The organism is Brevundimonas sp. (assembly GCF_003248455.1).
GTDB lineage: Bacteria > Pseudomonadota > Alphaproteobacteria > Caulobacterales > Caulobacteraceae > Brevundimonas.
The window spans coordinates 1-17,234 of the sequence record NZ_QFNM01000042.1 but is presented as its reverse complement, the minus strand read 5'-3'; the positions used below and the strand labels follow the sequence as shown (position 1 = coordinate 17,234).

15 protein-coding genes and 1 riboswitch are annotated in these 17,234 nt (G+C 69.8%); of the genes, 6 read left to right on the top strand and 9 right to left on the bottom strand.

Annotation, left to right across the window (positions count from 1 at the left end):
• Position 1: 1 nt before the first annotated feature.
• The 3 genes from DI624_RS14140 to DI624_RS14130 are packed head-to-tail and all read right to left on the bottom strand — an operon-like array spanning position 2 to position 4,187.
• The gene (locus tag DI624_RS14140; RefSeq protein WP_291539764.1) at positions 2-1,171 is read right to left on the bottom strand and encodes an ABC transporter substrate-binding protein; all 1,170 of its coding nucleotides are present in this window, start codon (positions 1,169-1,171) and stop codon (positions 2-4) included.
• The gene (locus tag DI624_RS14135) at positions 1,168-2,103 is read right to left on the bottom strand and encodes an alpha/beta hydrolase-fold protein (protein WP_291539762.1); all 936 of its coding nucleotides are present in this window, start codon (positions 2,101-2,103) and stop codon (positions 1,168-1,170) included. Before DI624_RS14135 ends, DI624_RS14140 begins: the two co-directional genes overlap by 4 nt.
• A complete protein-coding gene (locus DI624_RS14130) occupies positions 2,103-4,187 on the bottom strand; it encodes a TonB-dependent receptor (protein WP_291539760.1) in 2,085 nt (694 codons plus the stop codon). Before DI624_RS14130 ends, DI624_RS14135 begins: the two co-directional genes overlap by 1 nt.
• Positions 4,188-4,364: 177 nt before the next feature.
• Here DI624_RS14130 and dusA point away from each other — a divergent pair, with 177 nt between their 5' ends.
• Together dusA and DI624_RS14120 are read left to right on the top strand one after the other, a co-directional pair.
• Positions 4,365-5,381 (top strand): tRNA dihydrouridine(20/20a) synthase DusA, encoded by a 1,017-nt coding sequence (dusA, locus tag DI624_RS14125; RefSeq protein WP_291539758.1) that lies wholly within the window; start codon positions 4,365-4,367, stop codon positions 5,379-5,381.
• Positions 5,382-5,717: 336 nt separating this feature from the next.
• Positions 5,718-6,224, top strand: a complete 507-nt coding sequence (locus tag DI624_RS14120; protein ID WP_291539756.1) for a 3D domain-containing protein — start codon at positions 5,718-5,720, stop codon at positions 6,222-6,224.
• Between the two features lie 74 nt (positions 6,225-6,298).
• Here the strand turns inward: DI624_RS14120 and DI624_RS14115 are convergent, their stop codons facing one another.
• The 3 genes from DI624_RS14115 to DI624_RS14105 all read right to left on the bottom strand — a co-directional run bounded on the left by DI624_RS14115 (position 6,299) and on the right by DI624_RS14105 (position 8,056).
• Positions 6,299-7,189 (bottom strand): hypothetical protein, encoded by an 891-nt coding sequence (locus tag DI624_RS14115; RefSeq protein ID WP_291539755.1) that lies wholly within the window; start codon positions 7,187-7,189, stop codon positions 6,299-6,301.
• An 88-nt stretch (positions 7,190-7,277) separates the two neighbouring features.
• The gene (locus DI624_RS14110; RefSeq protein ID WP_291539753.1) at positions 7,278-7,601 is read right to left on the bottom strand and encodes an Mpo1-like protein; all 324 of its coding nucleotides are present in this window, start codon (positions 7,599-7,601) and stop codon (positions 7,278-7,280) included.
• A 56-nt stretch (positions 7,602-7,657) separates the two neighbouring features.
• Positions 7,658-8,056, bottom strand: coding sequence for a thioesterase family protein (locus DI624_RS14105; RefSeq protein WP_291539751.1), 399 nt, complete (start codon positions 8,054-8,056; stop codon positions 7,658-7,660).
• Positions 8,057-8,195: 139 nt separating this feature from the next.
• Here DI624_RS14105 and DI624_RS14100 point away from each other — a divergent pair, with 139 nt between their 5' ends.
• Positions 8,196-9,326 carry a zinc-dependent alcohol dehydrogenase family protein gene (locus tag DI624_RS14100; protein WP_291539749.1) on the top strand — a complete coding sequence of 377 codons (1,131 nt, stop codon included), beginning with the start codon at positions 8,196-8,198 and terminating at the stop codon, positions 9,324-9,326.
• A gap of 217 nt (positions 9,327-9,543) precedes the next feature.
• Here the strand turns inward: DI624_RS14100 and DI624_RS14095 are convergent, their stop codons facing one another.
• The 3 genes from DI624_RS14095 to DI624_RS14085 all read right to left on the bottom strand — a co-directional run bounded on the left by DI624_RS14095 (position 9,544) and on the right by DI624_RS14085 (position 14,064).
• Entirely contained in the window at positions 9,544-12,009 is a 2,466-nt protein-coding gene (locus tag DI624_RS14095; protein WP_291539747.1) for a prolyl oligopeptidase family serine peptidase, read from the bottom strand.
• A gap of 247 nt (positions 12,010-12,256) precedes the next feature.
• Positions 12,257-13,102: a ribokinase gene (locus DI624_RS14090; RefSeq protein WP_291539746.1), complete on the bottom strand. Its 846-nt coding sequence runs from the start codon at positions 13,100-13,102 to the stop codon at positions 12,257-12,259.
• A complete protein-coding gene (locus tag DI624_RS14085; protein ID WP_291539745.1) occupies positions 13,099-14,064 on the bottom strand; it encodes a nucleoside hydrolase in 966 nt (321 codons plus the stop codon). The genes DI624_RS14090 and DI624_RS14085 overlap by 4 nt, the downstream gene beginning before the upstream one ends.
• 106 nt (positions 14,065-14,170) lie before the next feature.
• Here DI624_RS14085 and DI624_RS14080 point away from each other — a divergent pair, with 106 nt between their 5' ends.
• From DI624_RS14080 to thiC, 3 genes are all read left to right on the top strand, one after another.
• A complete protein-coding gene (locus DI624_RS14080; protein ID WP_291539744.1) occupies positions 14,171-15,013 on the top strand; it encodes a TIGR02587 family membrane protein in 843 nt (280 codons plus the stop codon).
• Positions 15,014-15,018: 5 nt separating this feature from the next.
• Positions 15,019-15,405, top strand: a complete 387-nt coding sequence (locus DI624_RS14075) for a hypothetical protein (protein ID WP_291539742.1) — start codon at positions 15,019-15,021, stop codon at positions 15,403-15,405.
• 16 nt (positions 15,406-15,421) lie between these two features.
• Positions 15,422-15,531: riboswitch (TPP riboswitch) on the top strand.
• Positions 15,532-15,671: 140 nt separating this feature from the next.
• A partial coding sequence (thiC, locus tag DI624_RS14070) for a phosphomethylpyrimidine synthase ThiC (RefSeq protein ID WP_291539795.1) occupies positions 15,672-17,234 on the top strand: 1,563 nt, incomplete at its 3' end.

Here is a 17,234-nt window from a genome sequence, read left to right as displayed (position 1 = left end):
ATCAGGCGGGCGTCAGGTCGGCCCAGTAGTCGCCGCGATAGGGCACGGCCAGGAACTGCCGGTTGATCTGGTCCAGGGTGGCGCGCGGGTTCAGATCGCCGAACAGTTCGGGATGAATCCACTTGGCCAGAACCTCGGTGGCGACGATGTCGATGGGGGAGTTGATCAGCTGATGCGACAGGCCGTGGGCGCGCCCCTGACGCACCGCCTTCAGCGTCGAGATGCCCGCACGGCCCGTGACGCGGCGCAGGCCCGCCTGCGACTGTTCGGCCGTGAAGTCCGGCCCCACGACGAAGCCGCCGGCCTTGGCCAGGTGCGGGCCGCCGGTGGCGATATAGACGTCCGGGTCGCGCTGGATGACATATTCCAGGTTCAGCTTTCCGGTCGGCGCCGTCAGCACGTCCGCGCCGATGTTGCGCCCGCCGACGAAGGCGATGTAGTCGCCGACATTGCCCCGCCCCGGCGAGTTGCAGCAGTCGGGCGTGATCATGGCGTGCGGTTCCAGGAAGACCGTCGGCCGCCGGTCCATCGGCACGGTCGCCACCTTGGCCGAGATGGCGTCCAGGCGGGCCTTCTTGAAGGCGTTGAAGGCGGCGGCCTGTTCGCCGCGGCCGATCAAGGCGCCCAGCAGGGCCAGGCTGCGGGCCTGGTTCTCGAACGGATGGTTGAAGAAGTCGATGAAGGCGACCGGCACGCCCGCCGCCTGAAGCTGGGCCGCCTGTTCGTCGCTGGGACCGGAATCGATCGACACCACCGCCGTCGCCGGATGGGCCGCCAGCACGGCCTCCAGGTTGAAGGGTTCGCCGGAACGGGGAATTTTGGGTAGGGCGGCCAGGGCCGGGAACTTGTCGACGAAGGCCTTGTACATATCCGGGCTGATCCGGTTCACGTCCCCGCCCCAGGCCGACAGCAGCGAGACCGGATCGGGATGGATCAGGGCCAGGGCGATCAGGTAACGGCCGTCGTCGATGCTGATCTTCCGGCCCGACGCCAGGGGCTGGACGGGCCGGCCGCGCAGGTCCTTCAGGTTCGAGGCGGACGCCGCCTCGTCGACCGGCCCGCACGCCGCCAGCAGCGACAGGCCGCCCAAGGACAGGCCGCCCAAGGACAGGCCGGAAAGCCCCAACAGGGCGGACCGGCGCGACAAGACGCAAGGGGGCGAGGCGTTCATGACAGGGGCTCTCCGGGCGCCGGGGCGACGCCCGCCAGGGACAGAAGGGTCGGGATCAAGGAGGCGGCCAGCATTCCGCCATGCCCCTGGCCCGGCATCTGGCCATAGCGGACATCGACCCCCGCCCCCGTCAACTGCGTCGCCAGGTCGCGCGTCGCGCCGACGGGCACGGACGTCCACATCGGATGCAGGTGCGGACGCGACGACCGGCCCTGAGCCTCGTCCTCGCCCACCAGAAGGGTCAGGGTCATGGCCGGGCGCGACGGCCGCGCCAGAAAGGGCGGCGCCTCCTTCAGCACCGCGCCATAGCCCCACCACAGGGACGGGCTGGCCGCGACGAAGGCGCGATAGGCGTCGGGCCGCGTCAGGGCGGCGTGCAGCACGCACAGTCCGCCATAGGAATGGCCCCAGATCAGGCTGCGCGCCGGATCGACGGCGACGCGGCGGGCGACTTCCGGCCCGATGCGGTCGTGCAGCAGGGTCAGGAAGGCGTCGGCCCCGCCGCCCGGCCGCCCGGCGGGATCGACGGCCGGGGCGTCGCCCGACGGGCGCGGCGTATAGTCGAAGGCCCGCGCCAGGACATCGAACTGGCGGTCGCCTTCGTAGCCGACGGTGACGATCACGGGCGGATCGCCGGCGTCGAGCCGCGCCAGCAGGGCCTCGTCGATCCGCGCCAGGGCGGCGTCGCCGTCCAGCAGCCAGGCGACCGGATAGCCGGAAGGCGGGGCGGCCTTTCGGGGCGTGGCGATCCAGATGCGATAGACGCGCGCCCCGTCCTCGGACGTGACCGACAGCCGCTCGAACCGATAATGGGCCGAACCGATCTCGGCGATGGTCGGCTCCACGCGCGCGGCCTGGGCCGGCTGGGCCAGGGCGGGAGCCGCGGCCAGGACCGCCAGGCCGCAGACGGCGACGAGCAGGGCGCGGCGCATCAGAAGCTGTAGCTCACGCCGATCCAGCCCCGGCGGCCGTCGCCCTGGAAGTCGTAGTCGGCGACGTCGATCGCCTCGTCGCCCAGATTGTAGACGCCGGCCTTGACGCTGACGGCCGGGGTCACGCGCCAGTTCGCGCCGATGTCGACGGTGGTGTAGCTGGGGTAGCGGCGGCCCACCTGGGTGGCGCCGTTCAGGATCGGCTGGCCGTTCGAACCGACGCGCAGGCCCGCGTTCAGCTCCTCGCCGTGGTAGTTGACGGCGCCCCACAGGTTCAGCCGGTCGCTGGCGTCGTAGTCGGCGCGGATGTTGGCCATGTGCTCGGGCGTGCGCGACAGCGGCAGGCCCTTGTAGGTCCCCGACTTCTGTTCGGAGTCGGTGTAGGTGTAGCCCGCCTTCAACCCCAGCCGGCTGGCGGGCCGCCAGCGGCCCGACAGCTCCACCCCCTGCAGGTCGGCGTCCTGAAGATTGTACCAGTAGTACAGGCGGTAGTTGGGGTTCTCGCTCCAGCGCGCGATGGTTCCATCCTGATTGTAGACCAGGGCGCTGTCGATCTTGTCCTTGAAGGCGGTGCGAAAGACGGTGGCGCTGGCCGACAGGGTCGTGGACGGGTTCCACAGCACGCTGATCTCGTAGTTGGTGCTGGTTTCCGGCTCGATGTCCGGGTCGCCCAGGATGACGCCGCAGGTGCCGTTCGGCCCGACCGAGCAGGTCGCCCCGCCGGTCGTGTAGGCGTAGCCTTCGGCCACCTGGCGCAGTTCGGGCGCGCGGAAGCCGGTCGAGACGCCGCCCTTGATCGTCCAGGCCTCGGCCGGGGTCCAGACCGCATACAGGCGCGGGCTCCAGTGCGAACCGTAGCGTTCGTGATCGTCGAATCGCAGGCCGCCGGTCAGGGCGAAACGCTCGTTCAGGCGCCATTCGTCCTCGACGAACAGGGCGCGCTGCCACACGGTGAAGGTTCCCGGCTGGGTCGCGCTGACGCCGGGGTTCAGGTCGACCAGCCTGTTCTCGACATACTGGCCGCCCACGACCAGCTGATGATCGCCCAGCGGCGACCCCTCCAGCGGGATGTTGAACAGGGCGTCATAGACGGTGTTGGTCAGTTCGGGCGCGCGCGCGTCCTGGACGAAGGCGCCGGCGCGGCGAGTGAAGGTCTCGCGCTGGGTCTGTTCGCGCAGCACCGAAAGGGCGCTGGTCCCCCAGTCCCAGCGACCGTTCCAGCCCAGGGACGCGGCCGTGCGTTCGTTGGTGTTGTAGTTGGAGGCGGCCGTGGCGGCCAGGGTCGCGCCGGCGGTGTTCTCGCGCTTCACCTCGGTCCGGTCGACCTGCAGCAGCACCTCGTGGTCCGCATTGGGGGTCCAGGCCAGGCGGCCGGTCAGGTTCCAGTCCTCGCCGCCGTTGACGCCGCCCAGGATGTGATCCTCGTCGCGCGTGTAGCTGCGCCCCCAGATCTGGGCGCCCAGGACGCCGTCCACCAGCGGCCCGGCCAGATAGCCCTGGGCCTGGCGCCAGTCGCCCGAGGCGCCGTCCTCCTGGGCCACGTAGTCGCCGCCGATGGAGCCGCCCCAGCGGGCGGGCACCTTCTTGGTGATGATGTTGATCACGCCGCCGATGGCGTCGGAGCCGTACAGGGACGACATCGGCCCGCGCACCACCTCGATCCGCTCGATGGCGCCCGACGGCGGGGTGAAGCTCTGCTCGAAACCGGCGTTGCCGTTGACCCGGCTGTCGCGCGTCGACTGGCGCTTTCCGTCCACCAGGATCAGGGTGTAGCTGCCCGGCAGGCCGCGAATGAAGATGTCCTGACTGTTTGAGCCGCCGCTGACCGAAACGCCCTCGACGTCGCGCAGCGCATCGGTCAGGTCGGCGTTCGGCCGATTGGCCAGCGTCTCGGCCGTCACCACCGAGATCGAGGCCGGCGCCTCGACCACCCGCTGCGCCCGCGTCGAGGCGGTGACGACGACATCCTCGAGGGCGGCCGGCTGCTGCGCCTGAGTCTGATCCTGGCCCTGGCCCTGACTTTGGGCGAAGGCCGCGACGGGGACGAGGGCGAAGACGGTGGCGAGGAGCAGACGGCGGCGCATGACATATCCCTAAAAACCAGCCGCTCGTAATGCGACTGGTTCTCAAAAGCAAGACGCCAGATCGTCCCAGGCGAGAAGGCTTCAAAGGGAAGCCGGCGAACCTGCGCGCCTCATCGCGTTTGCGAAGGCTTTGGCCTATACAGCGACCCCGCTCCCGCCTTCGGCCCGCCTCAAGACATGTCGCTCGATCAATCCCGCAGACTCTCCATCGCGCCCATGATGGACTGGACCGACCGGCATTGCCGGGCGTTTCATCGTGCGCTGACGGGGCGGGCGCTGCTGTACACGGAGATGGTGACGGCGCCGGCGGTGGTGCATGGGGACCGGGAACGGCTGCTGGGGTTCGACGGGCTGGAGCATCCGGTGGCGTTGCAACTGGGCGGGTCCGATCCGGCGCAATTGGCCGAGGCCGCCCGGATCGGCGAGGCCTTCGGCTATGACGAGATCAATCTGAACGTCGGCTGTCCGTCCGACCGGGTCCAGTCGGGACGGTTCGGGGCCTGCCTGATGCGCGAGCCGGAACTTGTGGCGGAATGCATGGCGGCGATCCGCGAGGCCGTCGCCGCGCCCGCCACCGTCAAATGCCGCATCGGGGTGGACGACCAGGACCCGGAGGTCAGCCTGTTCGCCACGGCGGACGCCTGCGCCGCCGTCGGGATCAGGGTCTTCATCGTCCATGCGCGCAAGGCCTGGCTACAGGGCCTGTCGCCCAAGGAGAACCGCGACGTGCCGCCGCTGGACTATGGGCTGGTGCGCCGATTGAAGCGCGAGCGGCCGCATCTGAACGTGTCGATCAATGGGGGGATCGCGTCTCTGGACGCGGCCGAGGCCCTGCTGGCCGAGGCCGACGGCGTGCGGCTGGACGGGGTCATGCTGGGCCGCGCGGCCTATCACGAGCCGGCCATCCTGGGTCAGGCGGACCGGCGGCTGTTCGGCGAAGCGGTCGCCGACATCGACGCCTTGCAGGCGATCGAACGGTATCGCCCCTATATGGCCGCGCGCCTGGCCGAGGGCGTCGCCCTGTCGGCGATGACGCGGCACATGCTGGGTCTGATGCACGGCCGGCCGGGCGCCCGGGCCTTCCGGCGCATCCTGACGGTCGAGGCGATCCGGCCAGGCGCGGGGCTGGAGGTGCTGGACCGGGCCGTCGAGGCCGTGCGCGAGGCCGAGGCGCGGCGCGACCGGGCCGCCTAGAGCCGTCGGAAGGGCCGACATCAGGGCGGGATCGACGGAAGAAAAGGTCCCCGCCGGTCGTCCAGATCGGCCTTAATCTCCGATTCGAGAGGCCCAAGGCGCGTGCCGAGCCCGCGTGATCGGCCGCGCGATCCGGCAAAGTCCCGTATTGTTTTCAATCATCTAGCACGGAAACAAACGGTAACACGGCGCGCGTTCGGGCCGTTCGCCGCTTTCTCGCCACAAGTTAACGCGACAAAGTGCGCGCCGGCGGCGTTGGGAGCCGGCGCTTCCTGAGCCAAGCCTATGATCGGCGCGTCCGCTGCTCTCGCCATGTTTTGGACCGCCCTGTCGTCGATGACGAACGGGCCCGTCCCCTACGATGTCGCTGTCGCGGCGGATAAGGTCAGGGTTGAAACCCCTGCCGAAACGATCGGTTCCGAAGCCGAAGAAACGGCGTCGAACGCCGAACAGACCGAGTTGATGGCCAGCGATCCCGACTGGCGCGCCTCGGCCCGCCTCTATCACGCCGGCGGCGGCGGGGCGACGGGCAACGATTCCCTGGGCTGCCGCCCGATCGCCATGCGCACGGTCGCGGTCGATCCGCGCGTCATTCCGCGCCGGACCAAGCTGTTCATCCGCGAGACCGTGGGGATGCGCCTGGCCGACGGCACCGTGCACGACGGCTATTGGTATGCGTCCGACACCGGCGGCGCCATCAAGGGCCAGAAGATCGACCTCTACACCGGCCACGGCCGCGGCTCGATGAACCAGGCGCGCCGCCTGAACATGCGCACCCTGACCATCGTGGACGCCGGCGATTTCGACGGCTGCCCCCCGGCCTGGACCACCGCCTCCAACTGATCCGCGGCCGATCATGAAAAACGCCGGCTGACCCTGCGGTCGGCCGGCGTTTTCGCGTGTGATGAAGCCTGACTTCAATCCAGTTCGGACACTTCCAGCGTCGACTGCACCATATTGTCGTTATAGGTGCCGACCCAGATATCGTAGCGGCCGCTCTGCGGATTGGTGATCGTGACCTTGGGGTCCACGCCGCCGCCGCCGTCGTCGTCGCAATAGAAGCGGCCGTTCGGGGTGTTGATCAACAGGGTGGTGTCCTCCGACGCCCGCACGCGGAACGTCAGGTCGCCCTCTCCGGGTTCGAAGAAGATCTGGACGTCGGGCGCGGCGCTGACCTTGCCCTCGCAGCCCGACTTGGCCGCCGAGGCCGGGGTGGAGCCGCCCGCCAGGATCGACTTGGTCCACGGGTCGGGGGTGAAGCCGCCGCGCAGGCGGGCCGTGCCGTAGTTGGGCTCCAGCTCCATGTCCGGGGCGCCGGTCGCGGCGCTTTGCGCACCGTCCAGTTCGCTGATCTGCAGCGTCGACTGGACCATGTCGTCATCGTACGTGCCGACCCAGATGTCGTAACGGCCGCTTTGCGGGTCGGAGATCAGGACCTTGGGGTTCAGGCCGCCGCCGCTGTCGTCGTCGCAATACCATTGGCCGTCCGGGCCGTTGATCAGCAGGGTCGTGTCCTCGGCGGCGGCGGACATGACGGTCAGGTCCAGCGACCCGGCCTCATAGTCCAGCCGCAGGTCCGGCGCGGCGCTGACCTTGCCCTCGCAGCCCGAACGCGCGGCCGAGGTGGGGACCGATCCGCCGGCCAGGATCGACTTGGTCCAGGGATCGGGGGTGAAGCCCGTCTCCAGCCGCACCGAGCCATAGTTGGGGTCCAGGGTGAAGTCGGGCTTGGCCGCGCCCTTCTGGGCCAGGCTGACGCCGGGCGCCAGCAGGACGCAGGCGGCGGCGATGGCGGCGATGGATTTCATGGGGCTCCCTCCAGCAGCGACGAACCGCCGCACGGAGCACCTTAATTGTTTTCGGATAACGGCGCAGCTTGAAATCAAGACCGGCGATTCAGAACCGACGGCGCCCCGTCACGGTCTCGAAGAACAGGCGGAAATCGCCCATCAGGCTCCACAGCGGATATTTGAACGTCGCCGGGCGGTTCTTCTCGAAGAAGAAATGCCCCGCCCAGGCGAAACCGTAGCCGACCAGAGGCATGGCCAGCAGCCACCACGGGTTCCGCGTCGCCAGGAAGACGGCGAAGACCAGGATCGCCAGACCCGTCCCGACCACATGGATGCGCCGGCACGTCCGGTTGGAATGTTCGTGGATGTAATAGGGATAGAAGGCCTCGAACGAGGCGTATCGACCCTCGGGTGCGCTTGGCGTGCTCATGACCCGAGGGTGCGCCTGGACGGGGCCGGTGGCAAGCACGCCATGGTCCGCGCCCGTCAGCCCGCCTTCAGGTTCTCCACCACCGCCCTCAGCCTGGCCGGCAGCGGCTTGGGCCGGCGGGTTTCGGCGTCGACATAGACGTGCACGAAATGGCCGATGGCGGCGGGGACGTCGACGCCGCGCTTGAACACCGCAAAGCCGTAGCTGACGCTGGAGGTGCCGATGCGGTCGACCTTGATCCCCACCTCGATCACGTCAGGGAACTTCAGCGACGAGGTGTAGCGGCAGCCCGAATCCACCACCAGGCCGATGGATTCGTTCGAATCCACGAACTCGTAGAATTTGGCGTTGTTGATATGGCCGTACTGGTCGTTGTCGGCCCAGCGCGTGGAGACCATGTGATAGGCCTTGTAGGTCGCGCGTTCGGCCAGCGGGCCTTCATCCCTCTTGGGCATCGGTCGTCTTCTCCCTGGCGACGTCTGGTCGGTCGCTCTCGACCTCGGACGCTCTCGCTTGGACGACCTTGCGTCAAGCGTCTATCGATAGGGCTTCGATCACGAACGCGCTGGCCGACAGCGCCCAGGGGCTAGTCCGATGAGCCTTGAAACCCGCGCCGCCGTCCTGTCCCGCATGGGCTCTGCCCTTCCCTATGCGGACAGCCGCCCCCTGACGGTCCAGACCGTGACCCTGGACCCGCCCGGCCCCGGCGAGGTGCTGGTCGCGATCAAGGCCGCCGGCCTGTGTCACTCGGACCTTTCCGTCATCAACGGCGACCGCCCCCGCCCCCTGCCGATGGCCCTGGGCCACGAGGCCGCCGGGGTGGTCGAGGCGCTGGGGGACGGCGTCGACGACCTCGCCATCGGCGACCACGTCGTCATGGTCTTCATGCCGTCCTGCGGCCATTGCGACCCGTGCGCCGGGGGCCGTCCGGCCCTGTGCGAGCCGGGCGCCGCCGCCAACGGCCGGGGCGAGCTTCTGGCCGGCGCCCGCCGCATCTTCCGCGAAGGTCGGCCGGTCAATCACCACCTGGGCTGTTCCGCCTTCGCCGCCCACGCCGTCGTCTCGCGCCGGTCCCTGGTTCGGATCGACCCCGACCTGGCGTTCGAGGAGGCGGCCCTGTTCGGCTGCGCGGTCCTGACCGGGGTCGGCGCCGTGGTGAACACCGCCGGCGTCAAGGCCGGCCAGAGCGTCGTCGTCGTCGGCCTGGGCGGCGTCGGCCTGGCCAGCGTCCTGGGCGCCCTGGCCTCGGGCGCCGGCCCCGTGATCGCCGTCGATCTGTCGGAGGACAAACTGGCCCTGGCCCGCACCCTCGGCCCCGTCCAGACGGTCAACGGCACCGCCCCCGATGCGGTGGATCAGGTCCGCGCCCTGACCAACGGCGGCGCCGACTTCGCCTTCGAGATGGCCGGCTCGGTCCGGGCGCTGGAGGCCGCCTGGACGATGACCCGGCGCGGCGGAACCACCGTCACCGCCGGCCTGCCCCCGGCGGACGCGGCCCTGGCCGTCAACGTCGTCTCCCTGGTGGGGGAAGAGCGCACCCTGAAGGGCTCCTACATCGGCACCTGCGTCCCCAGCCGCGACATCCCCCGCTATGTCGCCCTGTATCGCCAGGGCCGCCTGCCGGTGGACCGTCTGATGAGCGGCGTCATCCCGCTTTCCGACATCAACGCCGGCTTCGACCGCCTGCACGCCGGCGAGGTGGTGCGGCTGATCGTCCGGCCGTGACGCCTTATCGGCGCCGTTGGAAAAAGGGGCGTCACAACGATCACGGCGAGGCCACAGCGAACACGACGGAGCCGCGCCGGTTCGTAACGTCCCTATGGCCTGCGGCGGCGAAGCCGCAGATCGACCCACCGCCTGGACATGAGAACCGGAAACCCACGCGCGTCCGGTCCCGTCGTGTCCTTCGTGGCCTCGTCGCGCCCGTTGTGATGAACGCCTTTCAGCGGCCCGCCCTGGGCGGCGCGTTCTTCACATACTGGTCCAGCCAGCGGGTCATCTCCCACAGCGTATGGCCCACCGATTCCCGCGCGCGATAGCCGTGCGCCTCCAGCGGCAGGGTGACGTAGCGCGCCGTCGCCCCCAGCCCCTTCAGCGCGGCATAGAACCGCTCGGACTGGATGGGGAAGGTGCCGGAGTTGTCGTCCGCCTCGCCGTGGATCAGCAGGATCGGCTCGTTCAGCTTGTCGGCATAGGTGAAGGGCGACATCTCGGTATAGACCTCGGTCGCCTCCCAATAATTCCTCTGCTCGGCCTGGAAGCCGAACGGCGTCAGCGTCCGGTTATAGGCGCCCGACCGCGCGATCCCCGTGCGGAACAGATCGGTATGCGCCAGCAGGTTGGCCGTCATGAAGGCGCCGTAGCTGTGGCCGCCCACGGCGATCCGGTCGCGGTCCGCCACCCCCATCCGCACCACCGCATCGACCGCCGCCTGGGCGTCCGCCGTCAGCTGCTCGACATAGGTGTCGTTCGGCTCGGCCCCGTCCTTGCCGATGATGGGCATGGAGGGGTTGTCGAAGATCGCATAGCCCTGGGTCAGCAGGAACAGGTGGCTGGACCCGCCCGGCCGCACGAAGCGGTTCTGCACGTCCACCGTCTGGCCCGCCACCGCCGCATCGGTGAACTCGGCCGGATAGGCCCACATCAGCATGGGCAGCGGCCCGTCGCGATCCTTGTCGTAGCCGGCCGGCAGATACAGCGTCCCCGACAGCTTGACCCCGTCCGCCCGCTCGTAGGTCACGAGCTGGCGCGTCGCCCCGGCCAATTGCGGCGCCGGATCGGGGAAGTGGGTCAGCGGCGTCGTCTGGCCGGTCGCCAGGTCGCGGATCTGAAGGTTGGGCGGGTCCAGCCGCGTCTCGCGCTGCGTCACCACCCGCTTGCCGTCCGCATCCAGGAAGCCGACCACCGCCTCGTAATCCGTATCGGCCGAGGTCCACAGGCGTTCGCTGCGCCCCGTCGCCGGGTCCATCGCGGCCAGGAAGGGGAATTCGCCCTGCGGCGTCGCCCCGGCCCCGGACATCAGGATCTTGCCGTCGGGGGTGAAGCGGATGGTCGAACGCCCCGCCGCGTTCGGCTGCGTCACCGGCTGGCCGGGGTTGTCGTAGCGCGCCTGATAGTTCCGCTCCAGCAGCACCCGGCCCTGACCCGGATTGGACGGATCGACCGTGAAGCGCGTCTCGTGGCGGGTGTTGAACCAGCGGCTGTTGACGATGGCCAGGTCGTCCTTGCCCCAGACGATCCCGGCGTAACGCTCCTTCAGGTCGATCAGCTTGACCGGCTCGGCCGTGAAGGGCGCGGCCTGCATGAACACCCGGTCCCTGAACTCGGCCTCGCGCCGGATATCGCCCCCGTCCAGCGCCTCGACCCAGGTCAGGGTGGCGGGCGCATCGGCGCGCCAGCCCACCGAACGCGGCCCCGGCGCCACGGCGTCGAAGGCGGTGGGCACGTCGTCCCTCAGCGGCAGGTCGGCGACGGTGCGCACCACCCGCCCGTCCAGGTCCGTCACCGTGATTTCGGTGGGGAACAGGTCGTCCGGCACCGCATAGCTATAGGGCCGTTTGGCGATCTCGTTCAGGATGTATTTCCCGTCCGGCGACACCGAGGCGTCCAGATAGACGGCCGGCGCCCCGATCGTCCGCGCCCGGCCGTTCAGCGGAACCAGCGTCAGCTGGCTGGTGAAATAGTGGTCGAACAGGGCCTCGTCGCCGGGGTTGGACAACAGGTCCTGATAGGTCCGCACCGGCGCGACCCGCCCGGCCGTCTCCTCGATGTTGGGCCCCGTGGGCGCCGCGGTCACGTCCGGCGCCGGACCGCGTCCCGCCGGCACCGCCTCGACCAGCAGGCCCGAACTGTCGGGCAGCCATTCGTATCCGGTTCCGCCCGTCATATTGACCACCGGCTCGGTCAGTTTGCGCGCCCGCGCCGAGGCCACGTCCACCACCCACAGCTCCAGCCCCGTCGGCCGATCCAGCACGAAGGCCAGCGACTTCGCATCGGGCGAAAAACGCGGCGCTGTGAACCGCGCCTCGGCCGGCAGGGCCACCACACGGGGCTGGCCCCCGTCGACCGCCTGCAGGCTCAGCCCCGTCAGCCACGAGACCCGGCTCTCGGCCGGTCCGTTGTTCCGGGGATTGATCCGCGCGCCCGCCAGCCGCAGCATCGGCTCGGCCAGGGCCTTGATGCTGGGCAGGTTCGACCGATCCATCAGCACCAGGGTCCGGCGATCCGGGCTCAGCATCGGCGACGGCGTCGGCTTGGCGTCCAGTATGTCCGCGATCGGCTGGGGCGGCTGCTGATAGACCATCGGCCCTGCGGCCGGCGCCGCGTTCTGGGCTAACGCCGCCCCTGCGGTCGAAGCCAACAGCACCGCCGCCAGAACAAGCCCGGCCCCACGTCCACGCATCATCATCGTCTGAAGTCCCCACAGATTTGAACGCCAACTAACGACGACCCGACGACCGCCGCAAGCCGTTTCGGCGTTACAATGTCACAAGGACGCCGATCTGCATGTCTTTCCGTTCATCCCCGCGAAAGCGGGGACCCAGGGTTGGGCGAACGATCCGAACGAACAGACGCTCTGTTGATCCAACGCACTCCCGAGCGACAGATCCGGGTGCCCGCTTTCGCGGGGACGAACGGATCAAGAGAGACCGCGCTCACCCCGTCAGCAGCGCCTCCACCTCATGCCGCTCCGGCGCCGACGGTTGCGCCCCCGGCCGGGTCGCCGCCGCCGCTCCCGCCGTGCAGGCGAACCTCAGCGCCTCGGCCGGGTCCATCCCTTCCAGCAGGGCCACGACGATCGCCGCCACGAAGACGTCGCCCGCCCCCGTCGCATCCACGGCCTCGACGGCGGGCGGGGTCGCCCAGGCCATTTCGACGCCGCGCTGGTGCATGGCCGCCCCCCTGGCGCCCCTGGTCACGACCACCCGGCCGCCGCCCCGGTGCAGGCCGTCGCCGTAGAAGGCGGCCTCGGTCTCGTTGACCACGATCAGGTCCGCGCGGCGCAGCAACCGCTCCGACACCGGCCGGGCGGGCGCCAGATTGGCGCAGACGAAGCCGGTCGCCCGGCCGACCGCCGCCTCCACCGTCTCGACGGGCAGCTCCAGTTGCACGATCAGCGCCCCCTCGATCCGCTGCGGCAGCTGTTCGGGCGTGACCCCGTGATTGGCCCCCGCCGCCACCACGATCTGGTTTTCGCCCGACGGATCGACGGCGATCAGGGCCACGCCCGTCGGCGCGGCCACATCGACCTCCACCCCCGACAGATCGACGCCCATCTCCTCCATCAGGGCCAGGGCCTCGCCGGCCATGGCGTCGTTCCCGACCCGGCCGATCAGACAGACCTCGGCCCCCAGCTTCTCCGCCGCCAAGGCTTGGTTGGCGCCCTTGCCGCCGGGATGGCGCGCCAGGGTCGCCCCCGTCACCGTCTCGCCGGGCGCCGGCAGCTGCGGCGCCGTGGCGACCAGGTCCAGGTTGATCGAGCCGACGACGGTGATCCTCATGCCCCCGTCCCTCGCGCCTGATCCTTCAACGTCTCGACGATCAGGTCGAACACCCCTTGCGCGTCCGCCGCCACGGCCCAGCGATGGCGCGCCGTCGCCGGATCGACCCGGAACTCCACCGCCGTATGGCCCCGCGTCAGGTCCGACGCCGTCTCCACCTCGATCCGGCACGGCCGGGTCTGGAACAGTTCGGGCCGGATCAGCCAGGCGATGGGACAGGGGTCGTGCAGGGGCGCGCCCCAATCGGAAGTGGGCCAGCCAACGGTGTCGCGCTCGACCCTTTGCGAGAACCGCAGCATCGAAGCCGTGGCGCGCGCCGCCGCGCTGTCGACGGCTTCGACGGCGGCGATCCGCGCCTCGGTCGCGCGCACCTGATGGGTGACGTCCAGGCCGAAGGCGACCACGTCGCAGCCCGATCCGAACACCACCGCCGCCGCGTCCGGGTCGGCCCAGACGTTGAACTCGGCCGAGGGCGTGATGTTGCCGCCCTCGCTGCGCGCCCCGCCCATGACCACGACCGGCCCCAGCCGTTCGGCCAGCCGCCGTTCGCGCCGCATGGCCAGGGCCAGATTGGTCATCGGCCCCAGGACGGCGACGGCCACCGACCCTTCGGGCCGGCGCATGACCAGGTCCACGATGGCGTTGGCCGCCGGCCCGTCGCCGACGATGCCCGTCGGCTCGAAAGGCTCCAGGTCGCCCAGCCCCTCGGCCCCGTGAAAGGCGCCCGCCCCCGCCGGCGGCCGTTTCAGCGGCCGCTCCGCCCCGCCGAACACGGGCGCGTCCTCGCGCCCGGCGATCTGGCGCACGATCCGCGCATTGCGCTGGGTCAGGCGGCCGGGGACGTTGCCCGCGACCGTGGTTACGGCCAGCACCTCCAGCTCGGGCGCGGCGAAGGCCAGGAACAGCGCCACGGCGTCGTCCACGCCGGGGTCGCAATCGATGATCAGGGACTGGGCAGGCACCGCCCATGACTAGGTGCGCCCGCGCCGCGCGGCAAGCCGCAACCGCGCCCCCTTCGCGGCCGCGAGCGGCGGGGAGCCAACGTCCGTTCCAAGCGTTGCCGTCGTCATGAGCGCCGCCGCCCGTCTTTTGGATCTTCGCCGCGAGCGGGCCTATGTCGCCGATCTGGGCCGGGCCTTCGCCGGGGCTCTGGTGTTCAGCATTCCGCTGCTGATGACGATGGAGATGTGGGAGCAGGGCGTGATCATGAACCGCTGGCGGCTGCTGGCCTTCATCCTCGCCGGCCTGCCGCTGCTGTACGGCCTGTCCTATTACGCCGGCTTCTCGAAGCGGCGCGGCCTGGTCAACGATGCGCTGGACACGGCCGTCGCCCTGGCGGTCGGCTTCGTCACCGCTTCGACCCTTCTGATCCTGTTCGGCGTGGTCGAATGGAACGCGCCCCCGCGCGAGGCCCTGGGCATGGTCGCGCTCCAGGCCGTCCCCGGCGCCATGGGCGCGCTTCTGGCGCGGCGTCAGCTCAGCAGCGACGGCGGGGGCGACGGCGGGGGCGACACGGACGAGGAGGAGGCGTCCTATGTCGGCGAGCTGTTCCTGATGGCGGCGGGCGCCCTGTTCTTCGCCCTGAACGTCGCCCCGACCGAGGAGATGATCCTGATCGCCTACAAGGCGGAGCCGGCGCATGCTCTGGCCCTGGTCGCGGTGTCGATCCTGCTGCTGCACCTGATCGTGTTCAAGGCGGGCTTCGCCGGCCAGGAAGAGGCCGACCGTCCCGCCGCCGCCTTCCTGCATTTCACCCTGCCCGGCTACGCCATCGCCCTGGGGATCAGCCTGTTCGCCCTGTTCGTCTTCGGGCGGATCGACGGCCATTCGGTCGCGGGCGTGGTCCAGACCGTGATCGTCCTGGGCTTTCCCGCCGCCATCGGCGCCGCCGCCGCGCGCCTCCTGGTCTGACCGCCATGCCCCCCAGCAAGACAGCCCGCGCCAAATCCCACGCCCCGCGACCGATCCTGCAATGGCTCATGGCCGGGGTCGGCGCCGCCGTCACCCTGGCCGCCGTGGCCGTGGTGGTGTGGGAGGCCTGCCAGCCCCCGGCCCCGCCCGCCCTCAGCGCCCGCATCGTCGCGGTCCAGTCCACCGCAACCGGCCAGGCGGCGACCGTGCGGGTCCAGAACGACGGCGACGACACGGCCGCCGCCGTCGACATCGAGGGGGTGCTGGGCGACCAGACGGCCACGGCGACCCTGGACTACGTCCCCGGCCACGGCCACGCCGTCGCCTATCTGCGCTTCGACGCCGATCCGCGCGCGGCGTCCGTCTCGGTCAAGGGCTGGTCGGCGCCCTGAGCCTGGGTTATGCTGGGCGCGTTCTCCGGGGGGTCGCAATCGAGCGGCTGAGATAGAGGTTTCTCCTCTGACCCGTCGAACCTGATCCGGGTCATGCCGGCGAAGGGATGAGTAACGCTTTCGGTCCTCGAGCCACAGGACCCTCGCGCCCGACGTCGGCGGACCTCTTTTGCACAGAGGCCGCCATGAACATCGCCGTCACCCCGCCCGCCGAACCGCACGAACCCAATGTCGATCTCGCCCTCAAGGACGCCCGCGAGCAGGTGATGAAGGAGACCGGCTCCATCCCGACCGGCGAACGGGCGGGGTCGAAGAAGGTCTATGTGGCGGGCGAACTCTATCCCGACATCCGCGTCCCCTTCCGCGAGGTCGCCGTCCACCCCAGCGCCAACGAGCCGCCGGTGACGATCTATGACAGCTCAGGCCCCTACACCGACCCGACCGTGACCATCGACATCGCCCGCGGCCTGCCGAAGGTGAAGTCGTCGTGGCAGCTGGATCGCGGCGACATCGCCCCCGTGGCGAACCCGCGCGAGGTCAAGCCGGAAGACAACGGCCACGCCAGCGGCAGACACCTCGCCCCCCGCTTCGACGTCTCGAACCACAAGGTCTTCAAAGGCGTCCCGGGCCGCCCGGTGACGCAGTACGAATACGCCAAGGCCGGGATCATCACCCCCGAGATGGAATATGTCGCCATCCGGGAGAACCTCAGGCGCCGGAACCCTGCCAGCGTAGGCGCTCAAGAAGCGAGCGACCGCGTCGCGAGCGTTAGCGCCGAGCGGGATGGCGAGAGCTTCGGGGCGAGCATCCCCGACTACGTCACCCCCGAATTCGTCCGCGATGAAATCGCGAGGGGAAGAGCCATCATCCCGCACAACATCAACCACCCCGAGGTCGAGCCGATGATCATCGGCCGCAACTTCCTGGTGAAGATAAACGCCAACATCGGCAATTCCGCCGTCCTCTCCTCGGTGGACGACGAGGTCGACAAGCTGGTCTGGGCCACCCGCTGGGGCGCCGACAACGTCATGGACCTGTCGACGGGCAGGAACATCCACAACATCCGCGACTGGATCATCAGGAACTCGCCCGTCCCCATCGGCACCGTCCCCATCTATCAGGCGCTGGAGAAGGTGAACGGCATCGCCGAGGATCTGACCTGGGAGGTGTTCCGCGACACCCTGATCGAACAGGCCGAACAGGGGGTGGACTATTTCACCATCCACGCCGGCGTGCGCCTGCCCTTCGTGCCCCTGACGGCCAATCGGGTGACGGGCATCGTCTCACGCGGCGGCTCGATCATGGCCAAATGGTGCCTGGCCCACCACAGGGAGAGCTTCCTCTACGAGCATTTCGAGGACATCTGCGACATCATGCGCGCCTATGATGTCTCGTTCAGCCTGGGCGACGGCCTGCGCCCCGGCTCCATCGCCGACGCCAACGACGCGGCCCAGTTCGCCGAGCTGCGCACCCTGGGCGAGCTGACCAAGATCGCCTGGGCCAAGGGCTGCCAGGTCATGATCGAGGGCCCCGGCCACGTGCCGATGCACAAGATCAAGCAGAACATGGACGAGCAGCTGAAGCACTGCCACGAGGCGCCCTTCTATACGCTGGGGCCGCTGACCACCGACATCGCGCCCGGCTACGACCACATCACATCCGCCATCGGCGCGGCCATGATCGGCTGGTTCGGCACGGCCATGCTCTGCTACGTCACGCCCAAGGAGCATCTGGGCCTGCCCGACCGTCAGGACGTCAAGGACGGCGTCATCACCTACAAGATCGCCGCCCACGCCGCCGACCTGGCCAAGGGCCACCCCGCCGCCCGC